Genomic DNA, 20,151 nt, shown 5'->3' on the forward strand with positions numbered 1-20,151 from the left:
CGGCAGCTACGAGTTCGGGTCGTCCGACTCGTGCTCGATGAGGTCGCCGGGATAACCCGGCCCGAGGTCGCGGGCGAAGCTGAAGTACTTGTGCGCGAAGTAGCTGAGCACGACGGTCAGCCCGGTGGCGATCGCCTGCGCCACGAGGGGACCCAGCCCGGCCACCTCGATGAGCAGTGGCAGCAGTCCCGCGTTGATCGCCAGTGAGGTCGACTGCACCCCCGCGAACCGCGCCAGGTCACGCGCGCGGTGGCCCTTCACGCGGAAGACGAACCGCCGATGCAGCTCGAACGCCACCAGGATCGCCAGGGCGTAGGCCAGCACCAGGGACCCCATGTAGCCGATCGTGCTGCCGAGCAGCCAGTGCGCCAGCGCGAAGAACCCGAGTCCGACCGCGGTGTTGATGCCGCCGACGAGCAGGTAGGCGACCTGTTGGTTGTGGACCAGCTGGGTCAGCGGACCTGCAGGTGGCAGGTGCGGCTGCGTCGCGTCGGGGGCGGGGAGGTTGGCCATGGCACCCGGTTCCTCGGAATGGTCGCCCCCAGGGGCGGGGGACTGGATGACTATAGTGCGGGCATGTCGGCAGCACCCCCCACCCAGTCCGCCGCCCACCTGATCTCAGTGGTCATCCCGGTCTACGCCGGTCGCGCGACGCTGCCTGAGGTGGTCGCCGAGATCGCCGAGTACACCAGCGATTTCCGCACCGAGGACGGCCACCTGGCGCGGGTGAGCGAGCTGTTCCTCGTGCACGACAACGGCCCCGACGGTTCGGACGAGACCATCCGCGAGCTCGTCCGGCAGTACGACTTCGTCCGCCCCGTGTGGCTGAGCCGGAACTTCGGCCAGCACGCGGCGACACTGGCCGGGATGTCGTCCTCCGGTGGCGACTGGGTCGTGACGATGGACGAGGACGGGCAGCACGACCCGGCCTATCTGGGTGCGCTCCTCGACCGCGCGATGGCCGAGCAGGTCGCCGTCGTCTACGCCCGCCCCACCAACAAGCCGCCGCACGGTCCGCTGCGCAACACCGCGTCGAAGGGCTCCAAGTGGCTGGTCGAACGGCTGACCGGCAACAGCGGCGCGAACCTCTACCACTCCTACCGTCTCGTCCTGGGTGAGGTGGCTCGCGGGCTGGCGGCCTATGCCGGTGCCGGCGTCTACCTCGACGTGGCCCTTGGCTGGGTGGCCGGTCGGGTCACCAGCTGTCCCCTGCCCATGCGCGAGGAGGGCGACCGTCGCAGCGGCTACCGGCTGCGGAGCCTGATGTCGCACTTCTGGAGGCTCGTGCTCACGAGCGGGACCCGGTTGTTGCGCGTCGTCAGCATGATCGGGGCCGGGTTCGCGCTGCTCGGCGTCGTCGTCGCGGTGGTGCTGGTGGTCAGCAGGCTCTTCGGCGGCATCGTGGTCCCCGGTTGGACGTCGGTCATGGTGTTCGTCATCGTGGGCACGGGCGCGGTGCTGTTCTCGCTGGGCATCGTGGCCGAGTACCTCGGGGTTGTCGTCAACATGGCCATGGGCAAGCCGCTCTACCTCATCACCACAGATCCCCAGCGCGGCCCGCTAGGACGCCGGTCCGCATGACGCGGACGACCACCTGGGTCGTCGGTGCAGGCGGGCTCCTGGGCTCGCACGTCGCAGCCTCGGTCCGGCGGCGCGGCGACGAGGTGGTCACCGCACGCGTGCCGTGGTCGGACCCCGTCGCCGCGCGCGCCGCGTTGCGGGAGGGCATCTCGACCCTGGTCGAGCGCGCGGACGGTGGGAGCTGGGCCGTGGCCTGGTGCGCCGGAGCCGGCGTGGTCGCCACGGCCGAGGCAGACCTGATCGCCGAGGTGGACCTCTTCGAGGGCTTCCTCGCCGACCTGGCCGCCGCGCTGCCCGAGGGCGGCGCCGGAGCCTTCTTCCTCGCCTCCTCCGCCGGTGGGGTGTATGCCGGGTCGCCGGTCCGGGCGCCGTTCACCGAGGACTCGCCCACCGCTGCGCTGGTCGCCTACGGACGAGCCAAGCTGAGGATGGAGGCGGCGGTCGAGGACTTCTCGCGGCGGACGGGGACGGCCGTCCTGGTGGGGCGCATCGGCAACCTCTACGGGCCGGGGCAGGACCTCACCAAGCCGCAGGGCCTCATCTCCCAGCTCTGCCGCACCCACGCCACCGGGCTCCCGCTGACGGTCTACGTCCCCCTCGACACCATGCGCGACTACGTCTATGCCGAGGACTGCGGCAACCTCGTGGCGGCGGGCCTGGCCGGCGTGCGCGCCCGCGTCGAGGGACAGCCGTCGCGCGTCGTCACCAAGATCATCGCCTCCGGCCAGTGCACGACGATCAGCGCGCTCATCGCGGAGTCGGCCCGGCTCTACAAGAAGCGTCCGCGCGTCGTCGTCAAGGCGCCGGTCGAAGGGACCGGCCAGGTGGTCGACCTGCGGCTGCTGTCGGTGGTCTGGACCGAGCTGGACGCGCACCTGCGCACCTCGGTCACCATCGGCATGGCCGGCACGGCTGCCGACGTGGGGGAGCAGACCCGGAACCCGTCCGCCGGCTGAGTGCCGCGACGTCCGGGCACGACAGAGGGTCGGCCCCCAGCGGGGGGGGGCCCGGGGCTGTCGAACTCACCCTTGGTGCCCGACGCACCGGCCAGCTTGGTGGCCTCGTTGAACAGCGTGTGGAGGTCGGGGTACTTCTCGAAGTGCGGCGGCTTGAAGTAGTCGGTCCACAGCACCCACAGGTGGTGCTTGACCAGCTCGGAGCGCTGCTCCTTGATGAGCACCGCGCGCGTGCGGAAGTCGGGGTCGTCGTTGTCGGCGACCTTGGCGATGATCGCCTTGATCGACTCGGCCTCGATGCGTGCCTGGGCGGGGTCGTAGACGCCACAGGGCAGGTCGCAGTGGGCGCTGACCTCAGTGGGGCGGAAATGGCGGGAGAGCATGCGAATCCCTTCTGCGAGGTGGATGATCTCGTGCGTCTTCGACCCTACCCGGCAGGTCAGCGGGCCGCACGGCACCCCCGGCGGGTGACCGGCATACGAGCAGGTATGCCGCCCGGGCGCCCATGCGAGGCGCGGTGCGCGCGGGTGCCGAGCCGGGTCAGCGGGTGAAGCGGCGGACCACCCGGCGGGCGAGGCGACGTCCGGGATAGGTCGCGGGCAGGCGGAACAGGACCAGGGCCCGGATCTGGTCACGGGCGAGCGAGCCGATGCCGTGGGTCCACGAGTCGGTGACGCCGGGTGCGGTCTGGTTGTCGCTCTCCACCCAGTAGCGGGTGGGGTCGGCCGGGTCGCGCCCGGTCACGCGCTTGATGGCGAGCGGGCGGCGGACCCCGTCGGGGTCGTCAGGGAGGCGCACGATCGCCAGGCGGCCGAGGCGCGGCGGCGCCCCTCGCAGGACCAGGAGCCGGTCTCCGGTGTGCAGGGTCGGCTCCATGGAGCGACCTTTGACGCGGACTACACCGATCACCGTCACGCAGCCTCCCGCTCGTCGTTGCCTGAAGCCATCATGCCGACCAGGAAGCCGTCGCGCATCCGGGTGTCAGCGTCTGAGCCGCCGTGGGGCTCAGACATCCTCGTCGGACTCAGTGGTCTGCTCGTGCTCCTGCTCCTCCTGGCGCATGCGGCTGAGGAAGGACTTCGTCCGAGCGTGCTGGGGGTTGGAGATGACCTCGCTGGGCGGGCCTTCCTCGACGACGACGCCACCGTCCATGAAGACGACCCGGTCGGCCACCTCACGGGCGAAGCTCATCTCGTGGGTGACGACGATCATCGTCATGCCGTCCTTGGCGAGCTGGCGCATCACCTTGAGTACCTCGCCGACGAGCTCGGGGTCGAGGGCGGAGGTGGGCTCGTCGAACAGCATCAGCTTGGGCTGCATCGCGAGGGCCCGGGCGATCGCGATCCGCTGCTGCTGCCCACCGGACAGCTGAGCGGGATAGGCGCTGGGCTTGTCCTTGAGGCCGACCTGCTCGAGGAGGGCCAGGGCGCGCTCGCGCACGGCCTTCTTCTTCTCGCCCTTGACCTGGATCGGGGCTTCCATGATGTTCTCGAGGGCGGTCATGTGGGGGAAGAGGTTGAACCGCTGGAACACCATGCCGATCTCGCGGCGCTGGGCGGCGATCTGCTTGTCGGTGAGGTGGTGCAGCGTGCCGCCGCGGTCGTCGTAGCCCATCAGGTCGCCGTCGACCCAGATGCGTCCGCCGTCGATGGACTCGAGCTGGTTGATGCACCGCAGGAAGGTCGTCTTGCCCGAGCCCGAGGGGCCGAGCAGGCAGACGACCTCGCCCGGGTGGACGTCCATGTCGATGCCCTTGAGCACCTGGTTGCCGTGGAACGCCTTGGTGACGTTGACGGCGTGGACCAGGGGAGCGCCCCTGTCCTGCTCCGCTGAGCGGGTGCGGGTGGTCGTGTCGCTGGTCATCAGTGGCCTGCCGTGATCGTGTCGAGCTTGCGCCTGGTCGCCTTGGACGGGGCCCCGAAGCCGCGTCCGTAGTAGCGCTCCAGGTAGTACTGACCGACCATCAGGATCGAGCAGACGATGAGGTACCACAGCGTTGCGGCCATGAAGCCGGGGACGATCTGGAACGAGCGCTGGCCGAACCCATAGGCCTGGAAGTAGAGCTCGGTGATGATCGACGCGGCGATGAACAGCGAGGTGTCCTTCACCATGGCGATCGTCTCGTTGCCCGTCGGGGGCACGATCACCCGCATCGCCTGCGGAAGCACGATGCGGCGCATCGTCTTGCCCGGGGGCATCCCCAGCGCGTGCGACGCCTCGATCTGGCCCTTGTCGACCGACAGGATGCCGGCCCGCGCGATCTCTGCCATGTAGGCGCCCTCGGAGAGACCGAGGCCGAGGATGCCGATCCAGATCGACGAGGAGATGTCGTTCCAGCTGAAGCTGAAGAAGGTGAGGTCGTTGGACAGGCCGAGCGCGTGGGACAGCTGCTGGCCGAAGGGGATCCCGATGTGGATCGGGTTGTAGAGCACCGCGATGGCACCGCCCAGGATGGCCAGCAGGACGTAGCGCGGCATGGCCCGGAAGAACCACGTGTAGACGAACGCCACCCCCCGAAGGACCGGGTTGGTGGACAGCCGCATCACCGCGAGGGTGATGCCGATGGTGATGCCGAGCACCATGGCCCCGATGGTGCCGAAGATGGTGCCCTTCCACAGCCCGTCGATGACCGGCCGCTGCTGCATGATCTCGAAGGCGAAGGACCAGTTCCAGTTCTCGTTGGTGACGACCGAGCTCACCATCATCGCGACGAGGACGACGATCACGGCAACGGCGACCCAGCGCCAGGGGTGCCGGACCGGCCGGGCGTGGATCTTGCCCGGCCGGTCTTCAGCAGGTGTGGTGGACATCAGGGCTGCGGGTTCACGGCGAAGTCGCTGATCGCTCCACCCTCGGTCTTCCACTTCGTGAGGATGGCCTTGTAGCTGCCGTCGGTGTCCATCGCCTTGAGCGCGTCGGCGATGGCCTGACCGAAGTCGGTCTGGTCTTTCGGGAGCACGAAGCCGTAGGGAGCCGAGTCGTACTGCTCACCGAGCAGCTCGAGCTTGCCCTGCGTCGTGTCGACCGCGCTGATGGCCGGCGGCAGGTCGACGAGCATGGCGTCGGCCTTGCCCGTGAGCACGGCCGAGGTCACCTTGGCCTGGTCGGCGTCCACGATCGCCTTGATGGCCGGCTTGCCTGCGTCGGTGCAGGCCTTGCTCCGCTTGGGCAGGTCCTCGTCGGACTGGACGGTGGCCTTCTGGACCGAGATGTTCAGTCCACAGGCGTTGTTGGGGTCGACCTTCTTGGGGTTGCCCTTCTGGGTGACCCACTGGGTGCCCGCCGTGAAGTAGCTGACCATCGTGGCCTGCTGCATGCGTTCGGCGTTGACGGTGAAGGAGGAGACACCCACGTCGTACTTGCCGCTCTTGACACCGAGGATGATCTGGTCGAAGCCGGTCGGGACCCACTCGGTCTTGATGCCGAACTTGGCCATGACCGCGTCGAACAGCTCGACGTCCATGCCGATGACCGTCTTGCCGTCCGCGTCGAGGTACTCGTTCGGCTGGTAGGTGGCGTCCGTACCGATCACGATCTTGCCGGCGCTCTTGACCTTGGCGGGCAGCTTCGCGACCAGGGCCTGGTCGACCGCGGCCTTGGTCGTGGAGCTGCTGCTCGAGCTGCTCGTGTTGGTGGAGAGCGAATCCGAGCCGCAGGCGGACAGTGCAAGTCCTGCAGTGGCCAGCCCCGCGATCAGGAGAGTGGTGGGGCGCAAGCGATGGGTCATGCGGTGAGGTTCCTTCCTCGTATGCCGGGTCACCTGGGGAGGTTCCCAGGTCACCCGCTGGGGGTTAGGGGCATCCTGCCAGCAAGGATCGGGAACCGGGCTAGATCTGATGTTCCGAAACAGTCTCGAATCCGAGATGTCCCACTTGGGTAGGGGTCTAGGCACGGCACGGCCTGCTAGCGGTGCCATCGCAACCGTTGGTGGGAGGGCAGGCGTTCGCCTACCCACCCGCTCCGCGGTGCCTGGCCGGCCTGTGGCCATCACTCGGGGCGATGCGGTCACACTCGCGTCACGCCGTCTGGTCAGCTGGAGGCAGCCAGTCACTGCTCGGCGGCCGAGGCGGCGGCCCTGACGAGTGCCGCGCTCAGACTCACGCGTCGTGCCGTTCGCCGGTCGTTGGCGTAGGCCCCATAATCTGGGCGTGCAACTCAACACAGCTGGCGACGCAGCGGACACAAACCATGCCGTGAGCACGGATGTGGAGGGGCCTCAAGAGGGGCACCCTCGGGGTCGTGATCGGATCGGATATCTGGACGGGATTCGCGCAGTTGCGATCATTTCGGTGCTGATCGTCCATTGGATCTCGTCCCAGGTTCCAATTGCGTACGGCGGCTACATCGGTGTCGACGTCTTCTTTGTGTTGAGCGGATACATCATAACGTTGCTTTTGTGGCCACGCTTGGACGGTCCGTCTCCAAGTATTCCTGGCGAATGGCGAAGGTTCCTCAGTCGCAGGGTCAGGCGGCTCTATCCTGCGCTGGCGGGCGCATGTCTGGGCGTAATAGCACTCTCGCTTGTGCTCCCCGGCTCACCATTTTCGCCCATGGAAATGCTCACTGCCAGCGCGCTCACCTTGTCTCAGCTGGTTTCTCCGATTCATGCAGGAAGTTCATTGGAGTTCGGGCCGCTGGGCGTCGCTTGGTCTTTGTCCATCGAGTGGATGTTCTACCTTCCCTGGCCGCTGGTTCTTGGATACCTTCGACGCCGCTCAGAGGGCCCCAGGAGCGTTGCCAAGATCTTGATGGTTGTTGCTACCGTCATGTTCGCGTTCTCCTTGGTACAGAGTCCAAGTTGGTTCTACTACGGACCCTTGGCGAGGATCCCCGAGATCCTCGTGGGAGCAAGTCTCGCGCTTTGGCTCATCCAGCCAACCGCACCTGGGCCCAGGCCTAAGCCAGATCGGTTGACCAGTATGGCCTCCTTCGCGGCGCTTGGATTCCTATTGGGATATACGATTTTTGGGCCAAACCAATACTCCCCCATCTACCGCTGGGCGGGACTGCCTCTTGCCGTGGTTGCCACTGTCACATTGATTTGGTTTGGGACCAGACAACAGTCAAGCTGGAATAATACTCTCCTTTGTTGGCGTCCCTTAGAGTTTCTTGGTCGATCAAGCTACAGCGTCTACCTGTGGCATCAGGTTCCTATTGCTTTCATCACAAGGCAGACATTTCCGGACATGAACCTCCTTGCCGTAGCCGCAATTGGTGGCGTCTCGGCCCTGGCGCTTGCGGCAGCGAGCTATCGCTATCTTGAGAGACCATTTCTTAGGCCCCGGGTGCGGCGTCCGGCGTAGCCGTGGCGAAGCCACGCCAGTCGCGCAAATGTCCGCTCGTCCGGACTCGCGCGTCCTTGTAGCCTCTAGGAGGCACGCGATGCGGGTCACACTCGCGTTACGACGGTGGTTTCGGGCGCTCGGGTGTGCCACCATGAACTCGCGGGTAACCCCCGCGCTCTGCGTCTGAGAGGCCACACCCGGCTGTCGTTCGACCGCGGATCTATCCGTGCGCGGTGTGCCCCACGCATCTTCTTGTCTTCCTTTGAGGTGAATCGTCCATGTCTGCGTTCCCGTCGTTTCCGCTGTTCGACCCGTCCGACCCGGTCTTCCGGGCGCACGAGGGCGGCAAGCTCGGGGTACACGCCACGCAGCCCCTGCGGGACCGCGTCGACCTGGCGATGCTCTACACGCCGGGCGTGGCTGACGTCTCCCGGGCGATCGCCGCCGATCCCTCACTCGCCGCGCGCTACACAGCCCGCGGCAACACCGTCGCCGTCATCACCGACGGCACGGCCGTCCTCGGCCTCGGCGACATAGGTCCACTCGCCGCGATGCCGGTCATGGAGGGCAAAGCGGTGCTGTTCAAGCACTTCGGCGGGGTCGACGCGGTCCCTGTGTGCATGGAGACGGGTTCGGTCGAGGAGCTCGTCGAGGCCATCGTGCGGATCGCGCCGACCTACGGCGGCATCAACCTGGAGGACATCTCAGCACCGCGGTGCTTCGAGATCGAGCGGCAGCTGCAGGAGCGGCTGGACATCCCGGTGTTCCACGACGACCAGCACGGCACCGCGATCGTCGTGCTGGCCGGTCTGATGAATGCCGCGAAGGTGGTGGGCCGCACCCTGGAGTCGCTGCGGGTGGTCGTCTCCGGAGCCGGCGCCGCGGGTGTCGCGGTGACCAAGCTGCTCGCTCGGGCCGGCGTCGCCGACATCGTCGTCTGCGACTCCCGGGGGATCGTGTCCCCGGCTCGGCCGGACCTCGCCGACCACAAGCGGCGGCTCGCCGCCACGACGAACCCCCGTGGCCTCTCGGGGTCGCTCGGCGACGCGCTGGTGGGCGCCGACGTCTTCGTCGGAGTGTCCGGCGGCCAGGTGCCCGAAGCCGAGATCGCGCGGATGGCGCCGTCGTCGATCATCTTCGCGCTCGCCAACCCCGATCCCGAGGTGCACCCCGACGTGGCGTCCAGGTATGCCGCGGTGGTCGCCACCGGCCGCTCGGACTTCCCGAACCAGATCAACAACGTGTTGGCCTTCCCCGGGATCTTCCGCGGTGCGCTGGACTCAGGAGCGCCGCAGATCACCGAGGCTATGAAGCTTGCGGCGGCGGCAGCCATCGCCAGCCTGGTGTCTGAGCCGACCGCGGACGAGATCGTTCCTAGCGTGTTCGAGCCCGGTGTGACTGACGCGGTGGCAGCAGCCGTGGCAACGCTGCGCTAGGACGCCGATCTCGCAGTTTGCTCGAAGACACGGGCCCACCCCGCCTGATCCGTGGGGTCGAGATGGTTATTTGCCGTAATCGTGGCGCGCAAGGCTTCCAAGGCGCGAATGTCAACGACTGCGTCATTCCAGCAGACCCCGACCTGTGGCGTAAAACTGTCGAAGACGAATCGATGCTTGAAGGGCTTCGACGCCCGTCGATACTCGCGGTGCTCAAAATCATGGATCACGACCAGCGGAGCAGAAGGAGATTGCTCGCACACCGCGGTGATGGTCTGTGCCCTTTCGCTAAAGGTCCTCGAGTCGTCGATGAAGATCAGGTCGAAGCCCTCCAACGGACGCGGCACGGAAGTTCGTACCGCGTCGACCAGCGTCAACGTTAAGCGCGCATCGTTTCCAGCTGCATCGCGCACGACCCGTTCCCAATCTGGGTCATCCTCGAAGGATCGCAGCGCCTCCAAGTGGGGAAAGGCCGCGATCTCTAGGAAGAGGCGGGTGCTGTAGGGCCCGCTCCCCAACTCCAGCACTCGAGTCACCGGTGCCATCGTCGCGAGGCCGGCCAGCACAGGGAGGTGAGTCGCGAATGGGGTCGTATGCGTGTCGCGTATGCCGAGCGAACGTCGCCGGATTGAGGAAGCCGTCTTTCGCCATTTCGACACCATATGGCCGAGAGTAACGGGTCAGCTCGACTGCGTGAGGTCTGGCCCTGAGGTGGTCCACCGTGTGTTGGTCAGCCTCATGTACACCCGGGCGCAAGTCTCCCTTGTCGCCCCCTTCTGTTGGGGCGCACGGGCCTGGCCTCATCTAGACAGGAGTTCCTCGGCAGCAGCGGGTCCCTCGCATGTTGACGGAAGGGCGGGCAGTCGCTTACGCGGACAGGACGGCAGATCGTGTCTGGAGCTACTCGCCCCCGGCAACGTCGGGCCGAGTGGACCAGTCGCAGCCTTGTCCGGGGCTCAGCCCGGTCGGCACTGCCCGACGCCCCTGATCTACGGTCACAACGACTCGCCGCTAGGCGGGTTGACTGCGAGTTTGGTCAAGCGGGTCATGGGTGAGGCACGCGGCCCATTTGGTCCTGGAACTGTCGATCTCAGCACCAAGGGCCCGCGGGTGTGCTCGGCCACCGTCTGGAATGACGCAGGGTTCGAACCCCATTTCGGCTCCGTGCGTCAGGGCGACGGCGGTCGGAGCAGGTCAACCACGTCTCGGTCTGCTGCGACGACTCTGCGGCTGGTGCGACCAAGAATCACCAACATGATGACTTGGACCAAGCAATATGCGATGGCGGCGCCGTTGGCGCCCAGATACGTCGCCAACGCGCTGAGAGCCACGAATTGGAGCACGACGGAGACAGCGACGGCCTGCGCAGCTGACCGTTCGTGGCGACGTGCATTGAGGAACGCATAGAGGATCTGATTTACGGCCCCCGGCACTGTTCCAAGAGCGAGAAACCGGAGCACATTCGCCGATGCGGCGTATTGCTCCCCTAGAAGCCACACAACAAGGCTGGGAGCGGAGAACCAAATAGCTCCCACGCCGGCGAGCAATGGTACGAGTAGCCAACGCCCCCGCGCCATCTCTCGCCAAGCCGTGCTGCTGGAACCAGCGGCAGAGGCTTCGGGATAGTGCGCTTGAGCGTAGGACGATGCCACGAGGTTCATGGGCTGGGTCCAGCGATTCACGCCAGAGTAGAGGCCGGCGGCATGTCCACCCGCGATGATGTTGAGGACTGCCACGTCGGCCTGTGTAAGGGCCAGCAGGGTGGAAGAGACGCCAATATGGATACCTCCGCTCCAAGGGTTCGTGAGTCGAATTCGCCCACGGAGAAGGCTGCCCAGGGAGCCATGCAGACTAGAGCTCCAACTGACTATGGCTAACAAGCAAGAGACGCTTGCCCCGGCCGCGAGAGCAAAAGGTAGCGCGTCAGGGCTACGAATACCGGCCCGGTGCAGAGTCAAGACGCAGCAAAGCGCCATGGCCTTGTCCAAGATGATGACCAGGCTGAGACGACCGAACTGTTGTGAAGCCGAGACGGGAGTCAAGCTCATTTGACTGGCTGTGAGGGCCACGAGGAGCAGCCCACCGCCCATAAGAAGGCGTTCGGATCCCTTGTCAATCACGGCAATTCCGAGCGGGACTAGGGAGATGCTCAAGGCGGCGAGTATCTTACCCCCGAATCTCGAAGCGAACTCGGCTGCATCGAACCGGCCGCTTGACATTTCTCGAACCACGAGAGCGTTGCTTCCGAAATTGAGCAGATTACTGGCGACAGTCGTTACGGCGATTACTGTCATGACTTGGCCGAACGCTGCGACGGCGGTACCCCGCGCAACCAACAGCATCGTCCCAGCTGTGAGGGCCTGCGCAACCACGGTCGCGACCGTGAGGATGCCCGCATTCATAAGGGAGCGGGGTATCGCCCGCACATGCCTCATGACGTCGGTGGAATCAATGTGGCGCAGAATTCCTCCCACCCGAGGTCTGCACGGGCAGATGGGGCGGTTTGGTCCATGCGGTCCATGAGGAGAGGGGTCAGCGAGGCCACGTCCAACTTTGCCGTCGGGCCACGACCAAGGTCGCTGACGAAGCCAGCCAGGGTGGTGCTGCCGGCCGCGGCTACCCGCACTCCAAGGGCGACCGACTTGGCCAAGGTTGAATTGGGGGCCTCAGACGAATATGCCATAACGAGGCAGTCAAGGGTAGCCACGGCTTCGTTCAGTTCATCATTAGTAAGGACACGGTTGTCGATGACCATGGGAAAAGGAAGATTGCGTGCTAATGCCTCAATGTCCTGCGGGCTGTCCGGCATTGACGAGTGTTGTGGTCCGATCAACGCAAAGCCAAACGCTTTCGGCTTGAGATGTGACAGGGCCTCAAGGCTGGCGACGACCAGCGACAAATTCTTGCGCGGAGTCAATGAGCCGACCATCCCGAACCAGAATACGTCGTCAGTCATCCCCAGCCTGCCGCGTACGTGAGCCGCGCCCGTGTGAACCGCCGTGTGGTCTCGCGGAACCAGAACGGGGTCCGGGGCCGCACGTTCCCTGGCAGTCTGGGCAAAGCACGGCGCTCGCAACCACACAATCTCAACCTGTCGCCGCATACTCAAGAGACGAATCGCAGCGAGCTTGGCGATCAGTCGGATCCTCCGGCGTATCGAACCAGGATGCTCCCACCGTGGATCACGCATGATGAGGAGCGTCGTCTTGGGGGTCCCGTCCCAACGCAACATCTTCAGAGCTTGGCCCACAAAAGGGTCGCCATGCGGAATGACGATGTGCGCGGCACCGACTCTCTCGGCGGTCGCCTTGACATCCTTCAGGCTTATCGCCGACTTGTAGTGAACTTCGACCTCCTGAATAACGGCAGATAGGTGGGTTGAGTGCTCGGGTGAACCTCTTCCCTCCTCTCGCAGCAATAGCACCGGATTGAGTCCCTGGCTCTTGGCCCACTCGGCCAGCAGTTTCACGTAGACATACAAATGGCCGCTATGACCGGGTTCGACGATGAGTATGCCCCTCATGTCTTAACCCGCGATTCGGTTCCCTGAGGCATATGGCGTGAATGGCGGTAAGCCGTGCCAGCAACGAGCATGACTGACAGTGAAGACCACCACATCCGATTTCCATTAATATCACTTGAAAAAAGAGCAGAGACGCCCCAAAAGGTCGCAAGTGTCATAGTCAGTGCCACTATGGCCGTGCCCGATTCTCGCCAAGCTCGAACTCCAGCTATTCCGGTCACCAACAGGAAGCCAGCGAGTGCTATCCATCCGCCTTCTGCCCCAATCTCAAGGACAATGTCGTGAGGATAAATGGACTCCCCTGAGAAGTTTGATGCGATCTCGGACAGGTGAGAGAAACCTCCCCAGCCCAAACCCTCAGGATGCTGCGAGATGGCATTGGCGGCAGTTGAATACAATAGTGCGCGCGATTGGTCGGAGGAGTCTCCGGTTAGCACGGCCGCCAGTCGGGATGTGGCAGTCCCACCATTGGAAAAGACGTACCATAGAAACGGCACCAGCGCGACCGCGGCACTTGCCACCACGATGACACGTCGTCGAGCAAAAATCTTTGCGAAGGCAATCAGGACCACGGCAGCGGCAATAAGTGCCACGAATGGGCCACGACTTCCTATGAGCGCCATGGCTAGAGCGAGGGCACCGGACGCCACCCACCAAAGGGGTCGTTTTGTGAGGCGCGCGGTTAGTGCGTAGAAGGCGCAAATAAGGGCACCGTTGGCCAAGATCCTGGCGATGGCTATGCTCGTGCCACCTTCCAGATTGATTCTTCCCACGTTCCCGGCAGTCTCAGTCGCGGGAAAGAGATAGAGCGCTGGGGCCACCGCGACGGCAATCCAAACCTGAGCTCGAATCCATTTCATCATTTGGTCGGTCGAGTGCACGATGAAGGATGGAGCCACAGCACACATGAGCGTGACTGTGTAGAGAAGAAGAGTCTTGTAACTATCCACGCCGTCGGCCCTGGCCACAACAACGCCCGGAAGAAAGCACAGCCAGAGACAGATCGTAGGAGCCGAGCCGGGAGGGAATCGCAAGTGAGAGCCAACCAACCGCTTCACGACGATAAGGCCCAACACCGCCGCCCCCAACAGCGTCGCGTCGATGGGAAGCCACGACAAGAGCGGCGTCCCTTTCAGATCTCCAGAATAGACAGTCCACAGAAGCGCGCCGATGGCCATTCGGTCGGAAAGCTTGGAGTTCCCTCTTGCCTCATCGGTGGCCATTTGACACCTCCCCGAGCACGGCCTTAAGGACGTTGCGCCCGTTGGCCTCGACAGTCCAAAGGGCCTCCAAGGACGCGCGACACTCAACTGCCACTGCTGCTCGATCCACGGATGGATCGAGCCATCGACTAATTGCCTCTGTGAGCGCTTGGACGTCTCCTGCAGCGTAGAGACTGCCGTTTACTCCGTCGATGACAGCCTCATACTCAGGCATCTGGAGGTCGGGTCTGTCGCACGTCACCACCGGAACGCCGTATCGAAGACTTTGAATTACGGTCAGCCCCGCGGCCTCGGGGATCACGCACACGAGTGCGTTTGCGTAGAACTGGGCAAGGGACTCTCGGTCGTGTATTGGACCCGGCATCCAAAGGAGAACTCCAAGCGATTTGGCAAGCTGGGCGAGGTTCTCCTTTTCCGGACCGTCGCCAACCAGCGTTACAGAAGGACGATGTTCCTCGGAAATCTGTGCCACGGCCCGCAGGAGCAGGTCCAGGCGTTTCGAGGAATTCAGACGGACCACAGCGATGATCGGTGATGTGTTGTGCTGGCCGATTCGTGAAGCATCTCCTGTGCCCGTGTCAGCAGGTACCTCCGAGCTGCTGTTCCCAATGACGGTAAGCCGCCCTCGAGAGAAGCCGGAGGCAGCACCAAGCGCTGCTCCTCGCGGGGCGTACACCAGCACGCGGTTGCCTAGGCAATAGAAGCGGTTGCGCACCCAACGTCGAAGACCGCTGTCGAGCCTATGCCACCCAATTGTCCAGAACAGCACTCGTTTGCGTCTTAGTCGTGCGACGCTTGCCGCCAACCAGGTTGATGCGTAACGCCAGTCACCGAGGAATACAAAAGCGTCGTAGTTCCCAAAGGCCACTGTAGTGAGCAAGCCTCGTTGCCAGAGTATGGGGCCGAACCAGAGGTTGCGCAAACGAATATGGTGATTGATAGCTTCTAGAGGTATCAACGCGATGTTGCCCTCTTGGGAAATGGTGTCAGAGGCAAAGGCAAACGTTATTTCATGCGAATTCTGGAGTTCGGAGAAGACGCCGTACCGGTAATGCGGAAGGTGTTGATAAACGACCAGAGCCGCAGGATGGTTGTTACTATTCACGGGCGCCCCATAGTTTCTCCTGCGACGCAGCAAACACTGGAGCAGATAGGGGGCCTTGCGTCATGAGGTGGTGGGCCCTGTCGAACTCCTCATTCTCAAATCGACGGCGGAGGAGTCGCGCCGGGACGCCCGCCCATATCTCCCTCGCTGGGACGTTTGACGTCACGACGGATCCCGCCCCGATGATGGCGCCATCACCGATTGTGAGTCCACGCGAAATAATGGCGCCCTGGCCGATCCAGACGTCCCTGCCGATTCGCGTCTCTCGCTGGGCTGGTCTCCCAGAAAACTGGATCGGGACTCGTGGGTTGTCCCACAAATGGTCGTCACCAACCACGGAGGCCCCAGGAGCGAACATCGTGTATCGACCGATGGACGTTCCCGGGCAGAGCGAGCACCCGCGGGCGATAAAGACGTACTCCTCGGCCCTTACTCCCTTGGCAATGAGGGCGCTTGGGTGCACAAACGAGCTCTTTGACCAGCCTCGCCGCCTCTTGACGAGTGCGAAGCTCAGATTCCGCACTTCGCGCAATCGTGCGTGTGTCCAGGCCCGCTTACTCATCGCAGCCCCAGCCATTGTCTGTGCCTTCTTTGGGTGGACAGGACGAACCGAACAGCGCGCTCGGAGCAGTTGTCGATGGCGTAGTCCGCAGGCACGTGCTGCCCGGCGCTCTGATCGGTGATCACGACGTTGACCGCCTCGACAACATTCTCGGGGTCGAGGCCAGTCATGATGATTGCTCCAGTGTCGAGAGCTTCGGGTCGCTCGATCGAGTCCCTGAGGGTGACTGCGGGGAAACCGAGGACGGACGACTCCTCGCTGATGGTCCCACTGTCTGACAGCACACACAGAGCGTCCTGCTGGAGACGGACATAGTCGATGAACCCCAAAGGTTTGTGGAAGATCAGGCCCTCGGGAAGTTCACGCCCCAGGGCTTCGAGACGCAGGCGGGTCCGCGGGTGTGTAGAGACGAGGACGGGGACCGCGAAGTGCTCGTGGGCAGCGACTAGGGAGTCGAGAAGGGCGCCGAGACGGAGGGGGTTGTCGACGTTCTCCTCTCGGTGCGCCGAGACGAGCAGGTAGCGCTGAGGCTCGAGTTCGAGGTCAGTGAGAATCGAGCTCTGGGCAAACTGCTCCATGTGGTGCATCAGCACCTCCTTCATGGGGGACCCGGTCAGGAGTATGCGACGTGGGTGCAGCCCCTCGGCGAGCAGGTTGCGGCGAGCGTGCTCGGTGTAGACGAGGTTGAAGTCAGCGACGTGATCCACGAGGCGCCGGTTCGTCTCCTCTGGCACGTTCTCGTCGAAGCAACGGTTGCCGGCTTCCATGTGGTACACCGGAATTCGCATCCGCTTGGCCATGATCGCGGCGATGCAGCTGTTCGTGTCGCCAAGGACCAGAACAGCATCCGGCTGCTCCTCGAGGAGAACCTCTTCGGCCTTGATGAGGGTCTCGCCCAGCACTCGACCCAGACTCGACGTGTCGACTTCGAGGAAGTGGTCCGGCTTACGGATCCCCAGTTCGTCGAAGAAGATGCCGTTGAGCTCGTAGTCGTAGTTCTGTCCAGTGTGGACCAGCACGTGGTCGACGGTTGCGTCGAGTCGGGCGATGACCCGCGAGAGCCGGATGATCTCCGGTCGGGTCCCGACAATTGTCATCACCTTCGTCATGCGTCTGCCTTTGCAACGTCAGCCACTGGTTCCCAGTAGGTGTCGGGGTTGTTAGCGTCGAAGAGCGTGTGGGTCCAGAACAGCGTTGTGACCTCGGTGTCGCCCGTGTTCGTGATGTTGTGCACCCACATTGTGGGCATGTCGACCACAGTCGGGGCGTCACCCGAGACGTCGAAGGACACGACCTCGTCATGGAACACGCGTCGCAGCGAGATTCTGGCTTGACCACTGAGCACCGCGAAGCGCTCGACCTTGCCCAGGTGGAAGTGCTCCCCGCGCGTGATCCCGGGTCGGGTCGTCGACACGAAGGTCTGGCCCTGTCCGCCATGGGCGCGAACGGTCTCCACGAGGCGGCCCCGCTCGTCCGAGTGCGATGTGAGCGCGATCGGGTAGTGGGCAGGAAATAGGGCCGCGCGATAAGTGTTGAACAGGTCCACTCGCAGGGCTGTGTCCAGGACCGGGATGTCTCCCGAAGCGTAGAGGTCGTGGAATTCGCTCAGCAGGTCGAAGACCTCGCCCACTGACGTCGGTGTCGCGGCGGGCGTGAGGGTCGCCTTGGACGTCACGAGTCCGTTCATGAGCTCCTGGGCGGCGCCCTGGACGTGCAACAGGGAAACCTCGCGGTCGTTCATCTGGGGCTGGTCGCCACGCACCACGGCATCGACGAAGGTCGCGACGAACGAGTTGTAAGCCGGCTTGCCGTGCTCGCCGAAGATATTGGGGAGAAGCACGTCGACGAAGTGGCCGCCGACCGCAGCGGCGGCCTCGGACAGGAGGGCCCCAGCCCTCTTCTTGCCCGTGCCGTACGGTGTCCCGTTGCCAGCCTGGATCGAGTTGGCGAATACCAGGCGGACGGGCCTACCCGCCTCCCTCACGGCATGCGCGAGCTCGCTCGCCAGCCGCACGTTCGCGGCCTCGACGTCGTCCGGCTCGCCACGGTTGACGCCAGCGATGTGGATCACCGCATCGGCACCATGGAGCAGCATTGGGAGCTGGTCCCAACTCTCCCGGGTGACGGGGACGACCTCGTGATCGGTCAGGGCGCGCAGACGGGTCCTGGTATGCCACCCCAGAAAGCCGGCTGCGCCGGTCAGGACGATGCGCATCAGGCGACGGCCCCCAGCAGCTGCTGCATTTCGGGCAACTTCAGCAGCAGCGCCTTGGTCTGTTCGACGTCGAGCTGCTCGGTATTGGCAGACGTGTAGTCGTCGACCTCGGCGGCTTCCTTCTCGCCCTCCTCGACGTAGACCTCGTACTGGAGGCCCCGTGCGTCGAGGGGGACCCGGAAGTAGTCGCCCTGATCTGTTGACTTGAGCATCTCCTCGCGGCTGAGGAGGGTCTCATGGAGCTTTTCGCCGTGACGGGTACCGATGATCTTGATCTCGGGGTCGTCGTGGCCAAGCAGTGCTGCGACTGCGCGGGCGAGCACCTCGACTGTGGCCGCCGGAGCCTTGCGCACGAACAGGTCACCCGCTTCGGCCTGGGTGAAGGCGTACTCCACCAGATCAACGGATTCCTGAAGAGTCATGAGGAAGCGAGTCATGCCCGGTTCCGTGATGGTCAGGGGGCGACCCTGCTCGATTTGCTGGACGAACAGTGGAATGACAGATCCGCGGGAGTACATCACGTTGCCGTATCGCGTCACCGAGACGGTGGTCTTCGAGTGTGGGTTGTTGCGGGCGTACGCCTGGGCCGTCTTCTCCATGAGAGCCTTCGACATCCCCATGGCGTTGACGGGGTAGACGGCCTTGTCGGTGCTGAGGCAGACGACGGAGCGCACCCCGGCCGCCGCGGCCGCCTCTATGACGTTGTGGCTACCGACGATGTTGGTCTTCACAGCCTGCTCGGGAAAGAACTCGCATGAGGGCACCTGCTTGAGTGCAGCGGCATGGAAGACGAAGTCGGTGTCCACGAATGCGCTGGCCACGGATTCACGGTCGCGCACGTCACCCAGGAAGAACCGCAGCCGCGAGTCGCCGAACCTCTTGCGCATCTCGTCCTGCTTGGCTTCGTCGCGACTGAGGATGTGGACGGTCTCGGCACCCTCGGTCAAAAGGTGTCTGGCCATCGTCGACCCGAATGAGCCGGTCCCTCCCGTGATCGCTACGGTCGCTCCCTGCATGTGGCTAGCCACGAGATCTAAGTCCTTCCGTCATGGTCTGGTTCACCAAGGCCACGAGGGCTCCGGCGTTGATTTCCTGGCTCAGGTGGGCGTGGTAGTAGGTCCGAGCCGCTGCGCCCCGTTGTCTCAAAGCTTCGGCACCCTCTTCGCGGGCCGCACTGATGTTCCTCGACAAGGCCTCGATATCTCCGGGGTGTGAGGACCACCCGGCACCTGAGTCGTCAACCAGTCGCGCCGCATCTCCGCGAGCTGAGATGACCACAGGTTGACCAGCCGCGAGCACGGCCTGAACCTTGCTTGGCATCGTGATCGCGAAGAGCGGATCATCCCGTAGGCAAATCAACTGTACGTCTCCGGCGGCCATTATCCCGGCAAACTGGGTGGGTGGGACGGGCTGGACGAAGTGGACCCGCCCGGGACATCGCTGAGCAGCTAGCTCCTGGAGTTTCGGCTTCTCGATTCCGTCACCGACGAGGGCAAGGTGCACGTCCGGCGGAAGCATCGCGATTGCGGCGATGGCGACATCCAGAGATTGTGCGGCGCCCAGATTTCCACCGTAGATGACAAGAAACTCGCTGGTCAGGCCCAGGCTGGGCCTGAAGTCAGGGTCGGGCGAGCAGGGTCGCAGGGCCGTCTCATCAACCCAGTTGTAGATCAGAGAGATCTTGCTCGAGGGCACTCCGCGCTGCTCCAGGACACCACGCATGCTGGGCGAGATCACGGCCACATGGGCGGACATTCGGTAGGCGAGCTGCGTGAATCTCTCGAGCACCGCCTCGACCAGACGCAGCTTCCATCCTGACGCGACCAGGCCCGTCGAGGTCACCGAATCGGGCCACAGATCCTGGACGATCAGCACGTACGGCACCTTGTGAGCCACCTTCGCCACCATGGCCGGCAGGGCGGCAGTTGCGGGCGAGCTGTAAACGACGCTGGCTCCAAATCCCCTACATGTCGCCAAGGCGCCCAGACTCGCACTGAACGCCCACGAAGAGTAATTGAGGATGCGGCGCAGCGAGGACTGATCATGGCTTGGGTACAACGGCGATCGAAGCACGTTGTGGCCCCCCGCGCGATCCCGTGAGAATCGTCGTGCACGAAAGCCGGGATGCACCTGGCCGTCAGGAAAGTTGGGAATCCCGGTATGGACACGGAGGTCTAGTCCGCGCTCCTTCATCGCGTCAGCGATCCACCTCGGAATCAGAACGGGCTCGGGGGTGAACCATTGGGTGAAGTACGCCACCCGCGA

Annotated in this window: 19 protein-coding genes and 1 pseudogene; 4 read left to right on the forward strand and 16 right to left on the reverse strand. The window is 64.2% G+C overall.

All coding sequences use genetic code 11. The features are described from left to right. Nucleotides 1–6: 6 nt before the first annotated feature. A complete protein-coding gene (locus tag AC1DXJ_RS16590) occupies nucleotides 7–513 on the reverse strand; it encodes a GtrA family protein (RefSeq protein ID WP_477615946.1) in 507 nt (168 codons plus the stop codon). A 63-nt stretch (nucleotides 514–576) separates the two neighbouring features. Between AC1DXJ_RS16590 and AC1DXJ_RS16595 the strand changes: the two genes are divergently transcribed. Both AC1DXJ_RS16595 and AC1DXJ_RS16600 read left to right on the forward strand, forming a co-directional pair. Beyond that, a complete protein-coding gene (locus AC1DXJ_RS16595) occupies nucleotides 577–1,581 on the forward strand; it encodes a glycosyltransferase (RefSeq protein WP_477615947.1) in 1,005 nt (334 codons plus the stop codon). Next, nucleotides 1,578–2,537 carry an NAD-dependent epimerase/dehydratase family protein gene (locus tag AC1DXJ_RS16600; protein WP_477615948.1) on the forward strand — a complete coding sequence of 320 codons (960 nt, stop codon included), beginning with the start codon at nucleotides 1,578–1,580 and terminating at the stop codon, nucleotides 2,535–2,537. The genes AC1DXJ_RS16595 and AC1DXJ_RS16600 overlap by 4 nt, the downstream gene beginning before the upstream one ends. A gap of 77 nt (nucleotides 2,538–2,614) precedes the next feature. On the opposite strand, the pseudogene sodN reads toward AC1DXJ_RS16600, so the two are convergent. The 5 genes and pseudogenes from sodN to AC1DXJ_RS16625 form a co-directional block, all read right to left on the reverse strand. Further along, nucleotides 2,615–2,920, reverse strand: a pseudogene (gene sodN / locus AC1DXJ_RS16605) (superoxide dismutase, Ni); the annotation flags it as partial. A gap of 157 nt (nucleotides 2,921–3,077) precedes the next feature. Beyond that, entirely contained in the window at nucleotides 3,078–3,452 is a 375-nt protein-coding gene (locus AC1DXJ_RS16610; protein ID WP_477615950.1) for a S24/S26 family peptidase, read from the reverse strand. A 90-nt stretch (nucleotides 3,453–3,542) separates the two neighbouring features. Further along, entirely contained in the window at nucleotides 3,543–4,400 is an 858-nt protein-coding gene (locus AC1DXJ_RS16615; protein WP_477615951.1) for an amino acid ABC transporter ATP-binding protein, read from the reverse strand. Next, nucleotides 4,400–5,347 (reverse strand): amino acid ABC transporter permease, encoded by a 948-nt coding sequence (locus AC1DXJ_RS16620; protein WP_477615952.1) that lies wholly within the window; start codon nucleotides 5,345–5,347, stop codon nucleotides 4,400–4,402. Before AC1DXJ_RS16620 ends, AC1DXJ_RS16615 begins: the two co-directional genes overlap by 1 nt. Beyond that, nucleotides 5,347–6,264: an ABC transporter substrate-binding protein gene (locus AC1DXJ_RS16625; RefSeq protein ID WP_477615953.1), complete on the reverse strand. Its 918-nt coding sequence runs from the start codon at nucleotides 6,262–6,264 to the stop codon at nucleotides 5,347–5,349. The genes AC1DXJ_RS16620 and AC1DXJ_RS16625 overlap by 1 nt, the downstream gene beginning before the upstream one ends. A 478-nt stretch (nucleotides 6,265–6,742) precedes the next feature. Here AC1DXJ_RS16625 and AC1DXJ_RS16630 point away from each other — a divergent pair, with 478 nt between their 5' ends. Further along, nucleotides 6,743–7,840: an acyltransferase family protein gene (locus tag AC1DXJ_RS16630; protein ID WP_477637510.1), complete on the forward strand. Its 1,098-nt coding sequence runs from the start codon at nucleotides 6,743–6,745 to the stop codon at nucleotides 7,838–7,840. Nucleotides 7,841–8,100: 260 nt separating this feature from the next. Then, nucleotides 8,101–9,258 (forward strand): NAD(P)-dependent malic enzyme, encoded by a 1,158-nt coding sequence (locus AC1DXJ_RS16635; protein WP_477615954.1) that lies wholly within the window; start codon nucleotides 8,101–8,103, stop codon nucleotides 9,256–9,258. Here the strand turns inward: AC1DXJ_RS16635 and AC1DXJ_RS16640 are convergent. From AC1DXJ_RS16640 to AC1DXJ_RS16685, 10 genes are all read right to left on the reverse strand, one after another. Next, entirely contained in the window at nucleotides 9,255–9,920 is a 666-nt protein-coding gene (locus tag AC1DXJ_RS16640; protein ID WP_477637503.1) for an O-methyltransferase, read from the reverse strand. The genes AC1DXJ_RS16635 and AC1DXJ_RS16640 overlap by 4 nt on opposite strands. Before the next feature lie 507 nt (nucleotides 9,921–10,427). Further along, nucleotides 10,428–11,732 (reverse strand): lipopolysaccharide biosynthesis protein, encoded by a 1,305-nt coding sequence (locus AC1DXJ_RS16645; protein ID WP_477615956.1) that lies wholly within the window; start codon nucleotides 11,730–11,732, stop codon nucleotides 10,428–10,430. Then, the gene (locus tag AC1DXJ_RS16650; protein WP_477637504.1) at nucleotides 11,690–12,781 is read right to left on the reverse strand and encodes a glycosyltransferase family protein; all 1,092 of its coding nucleotides are present in this window, start codon (nucleotides 12,779–12,781) and stop codon (nucleotides 11,690–11,692) included. The genes AC1DXJ_RS16645 and AC1DXJ_RS16650 overlap by 43 nt, the downstream gene beginning before the upstream one ends. Next, complete coding sequence (locus AC1DXJ_RS16655; RefSeq protein WP_477637505.1) at nucleotides 12,778–14,004, reverse strand: O-antigen ligase family protein; 1,227 nt, start codon at nucleotides 14,002–14,004, stop codon at nucleotides 12,778–12,780. Before AC1DXJ_RS16655 ends, AC1DXJ_RS16650 begins: the two co-directional genes overlap by 4 nt. Beyond that, complete coding sequence (locus AC1DXJ_RS16660; RefSeq protein ID WP_477615959.1) at nucleotides 13,991–15,109, reverse strand: glycosyltransferase family 4 protein; 1,119 nt, start codon at nucleotides 15,107–15,109, stop codon at nucleotides 13,991–13,993. The genes AC1DXJ_RS16655 and AC1DXJ_RS16660 overlap by 14 nt, the downstream gene beginning before the upstream one ends. Beyond that, complete coding sequence (locus AC1DXJ_RS16665) at nucleotides 15,102–15,686, reverse strand: acyltransferase (protein WP_477615960.1); 585 nt, start codon at nucleotides 15,684–15,686, stop codon at nucleotides 15,102–15,104. Before AC1DXJ_RS16665 ends, AC1DXJ_RS16660 begins: the two co-directional genes overlap by 8 nt. Beyond that, on the reverse strand, nucleotides 15,668–16,780 hold the full coding sequence (gene wecB, locus AC1DXJ_RS16670; RefSeq protein WP_477615961.1) for a non-hydrolyzing UDP-N-acetylglucosamine 2-epimerase: 1,113 nt from the start codon (nucleotides 16,778–16,780) through the stop codon (nucleotides 15,668–15,670). The genes AC1DXJ_RS16665 and wecB overlap by 19 nt, the downstream gene beginning before the upstream one ends. Next, on the reverse strand, nucleotides 16,777–17,886 hold the full coding sequence (locus tag AC1DXJ_RS16675; protein WP_477615962.1) for a polysaccharide biosynthesis C-terminal domain-containing protein: 1,110 nt from the start codon (nucleotides 17,884–17,886) through the stop codon (nucleotides 16,777–16,779). The genes wecB and AC1DXJ_RS16675 overlap by 4 nt, the downstream gene beginning before the upstream one ends. Next, complete coding sequence (locus tag AC1DXJ_RS16680; RefSeq protein WP_477615963.1) at nucleotides 17,886–18,902, reverse strand: SDR family NAD(P)-dependent oxidoreductase; 1,017 nt, start codon at nucleotides 18,900–18,902, stop codon at nucleotides 17,886–17,888. The genes AC1DXJ_RS16675 and AC1DXJ_RS16680 overlap by 1 nt, the downstream gene beginning before the upstream one ends. Nucleotides 18,903–18,906: 4 nt before the next feature. Then, nucleotides 18,907–20,145 carry a glycosyltransferase family 4 protein gene (locus AC1DXJ_RS16685; RefSeq protein ID WP_477637506.1) on the reverse strand — a complete coding sequence of 413 codons (1,239 nt, stop codon included), beginning with the start codon at nucleotides 20,143–20,145 and terminating at the stop codon, nucleotides 18,907–18,909. Between the last annotated feature and the right edge of the window lie 6 nt (nucleotides 20,146–20,151).

The sequence above is a fragment of the Pedococcus sp. P2_D9 genome (assembly GCF_056404275.1).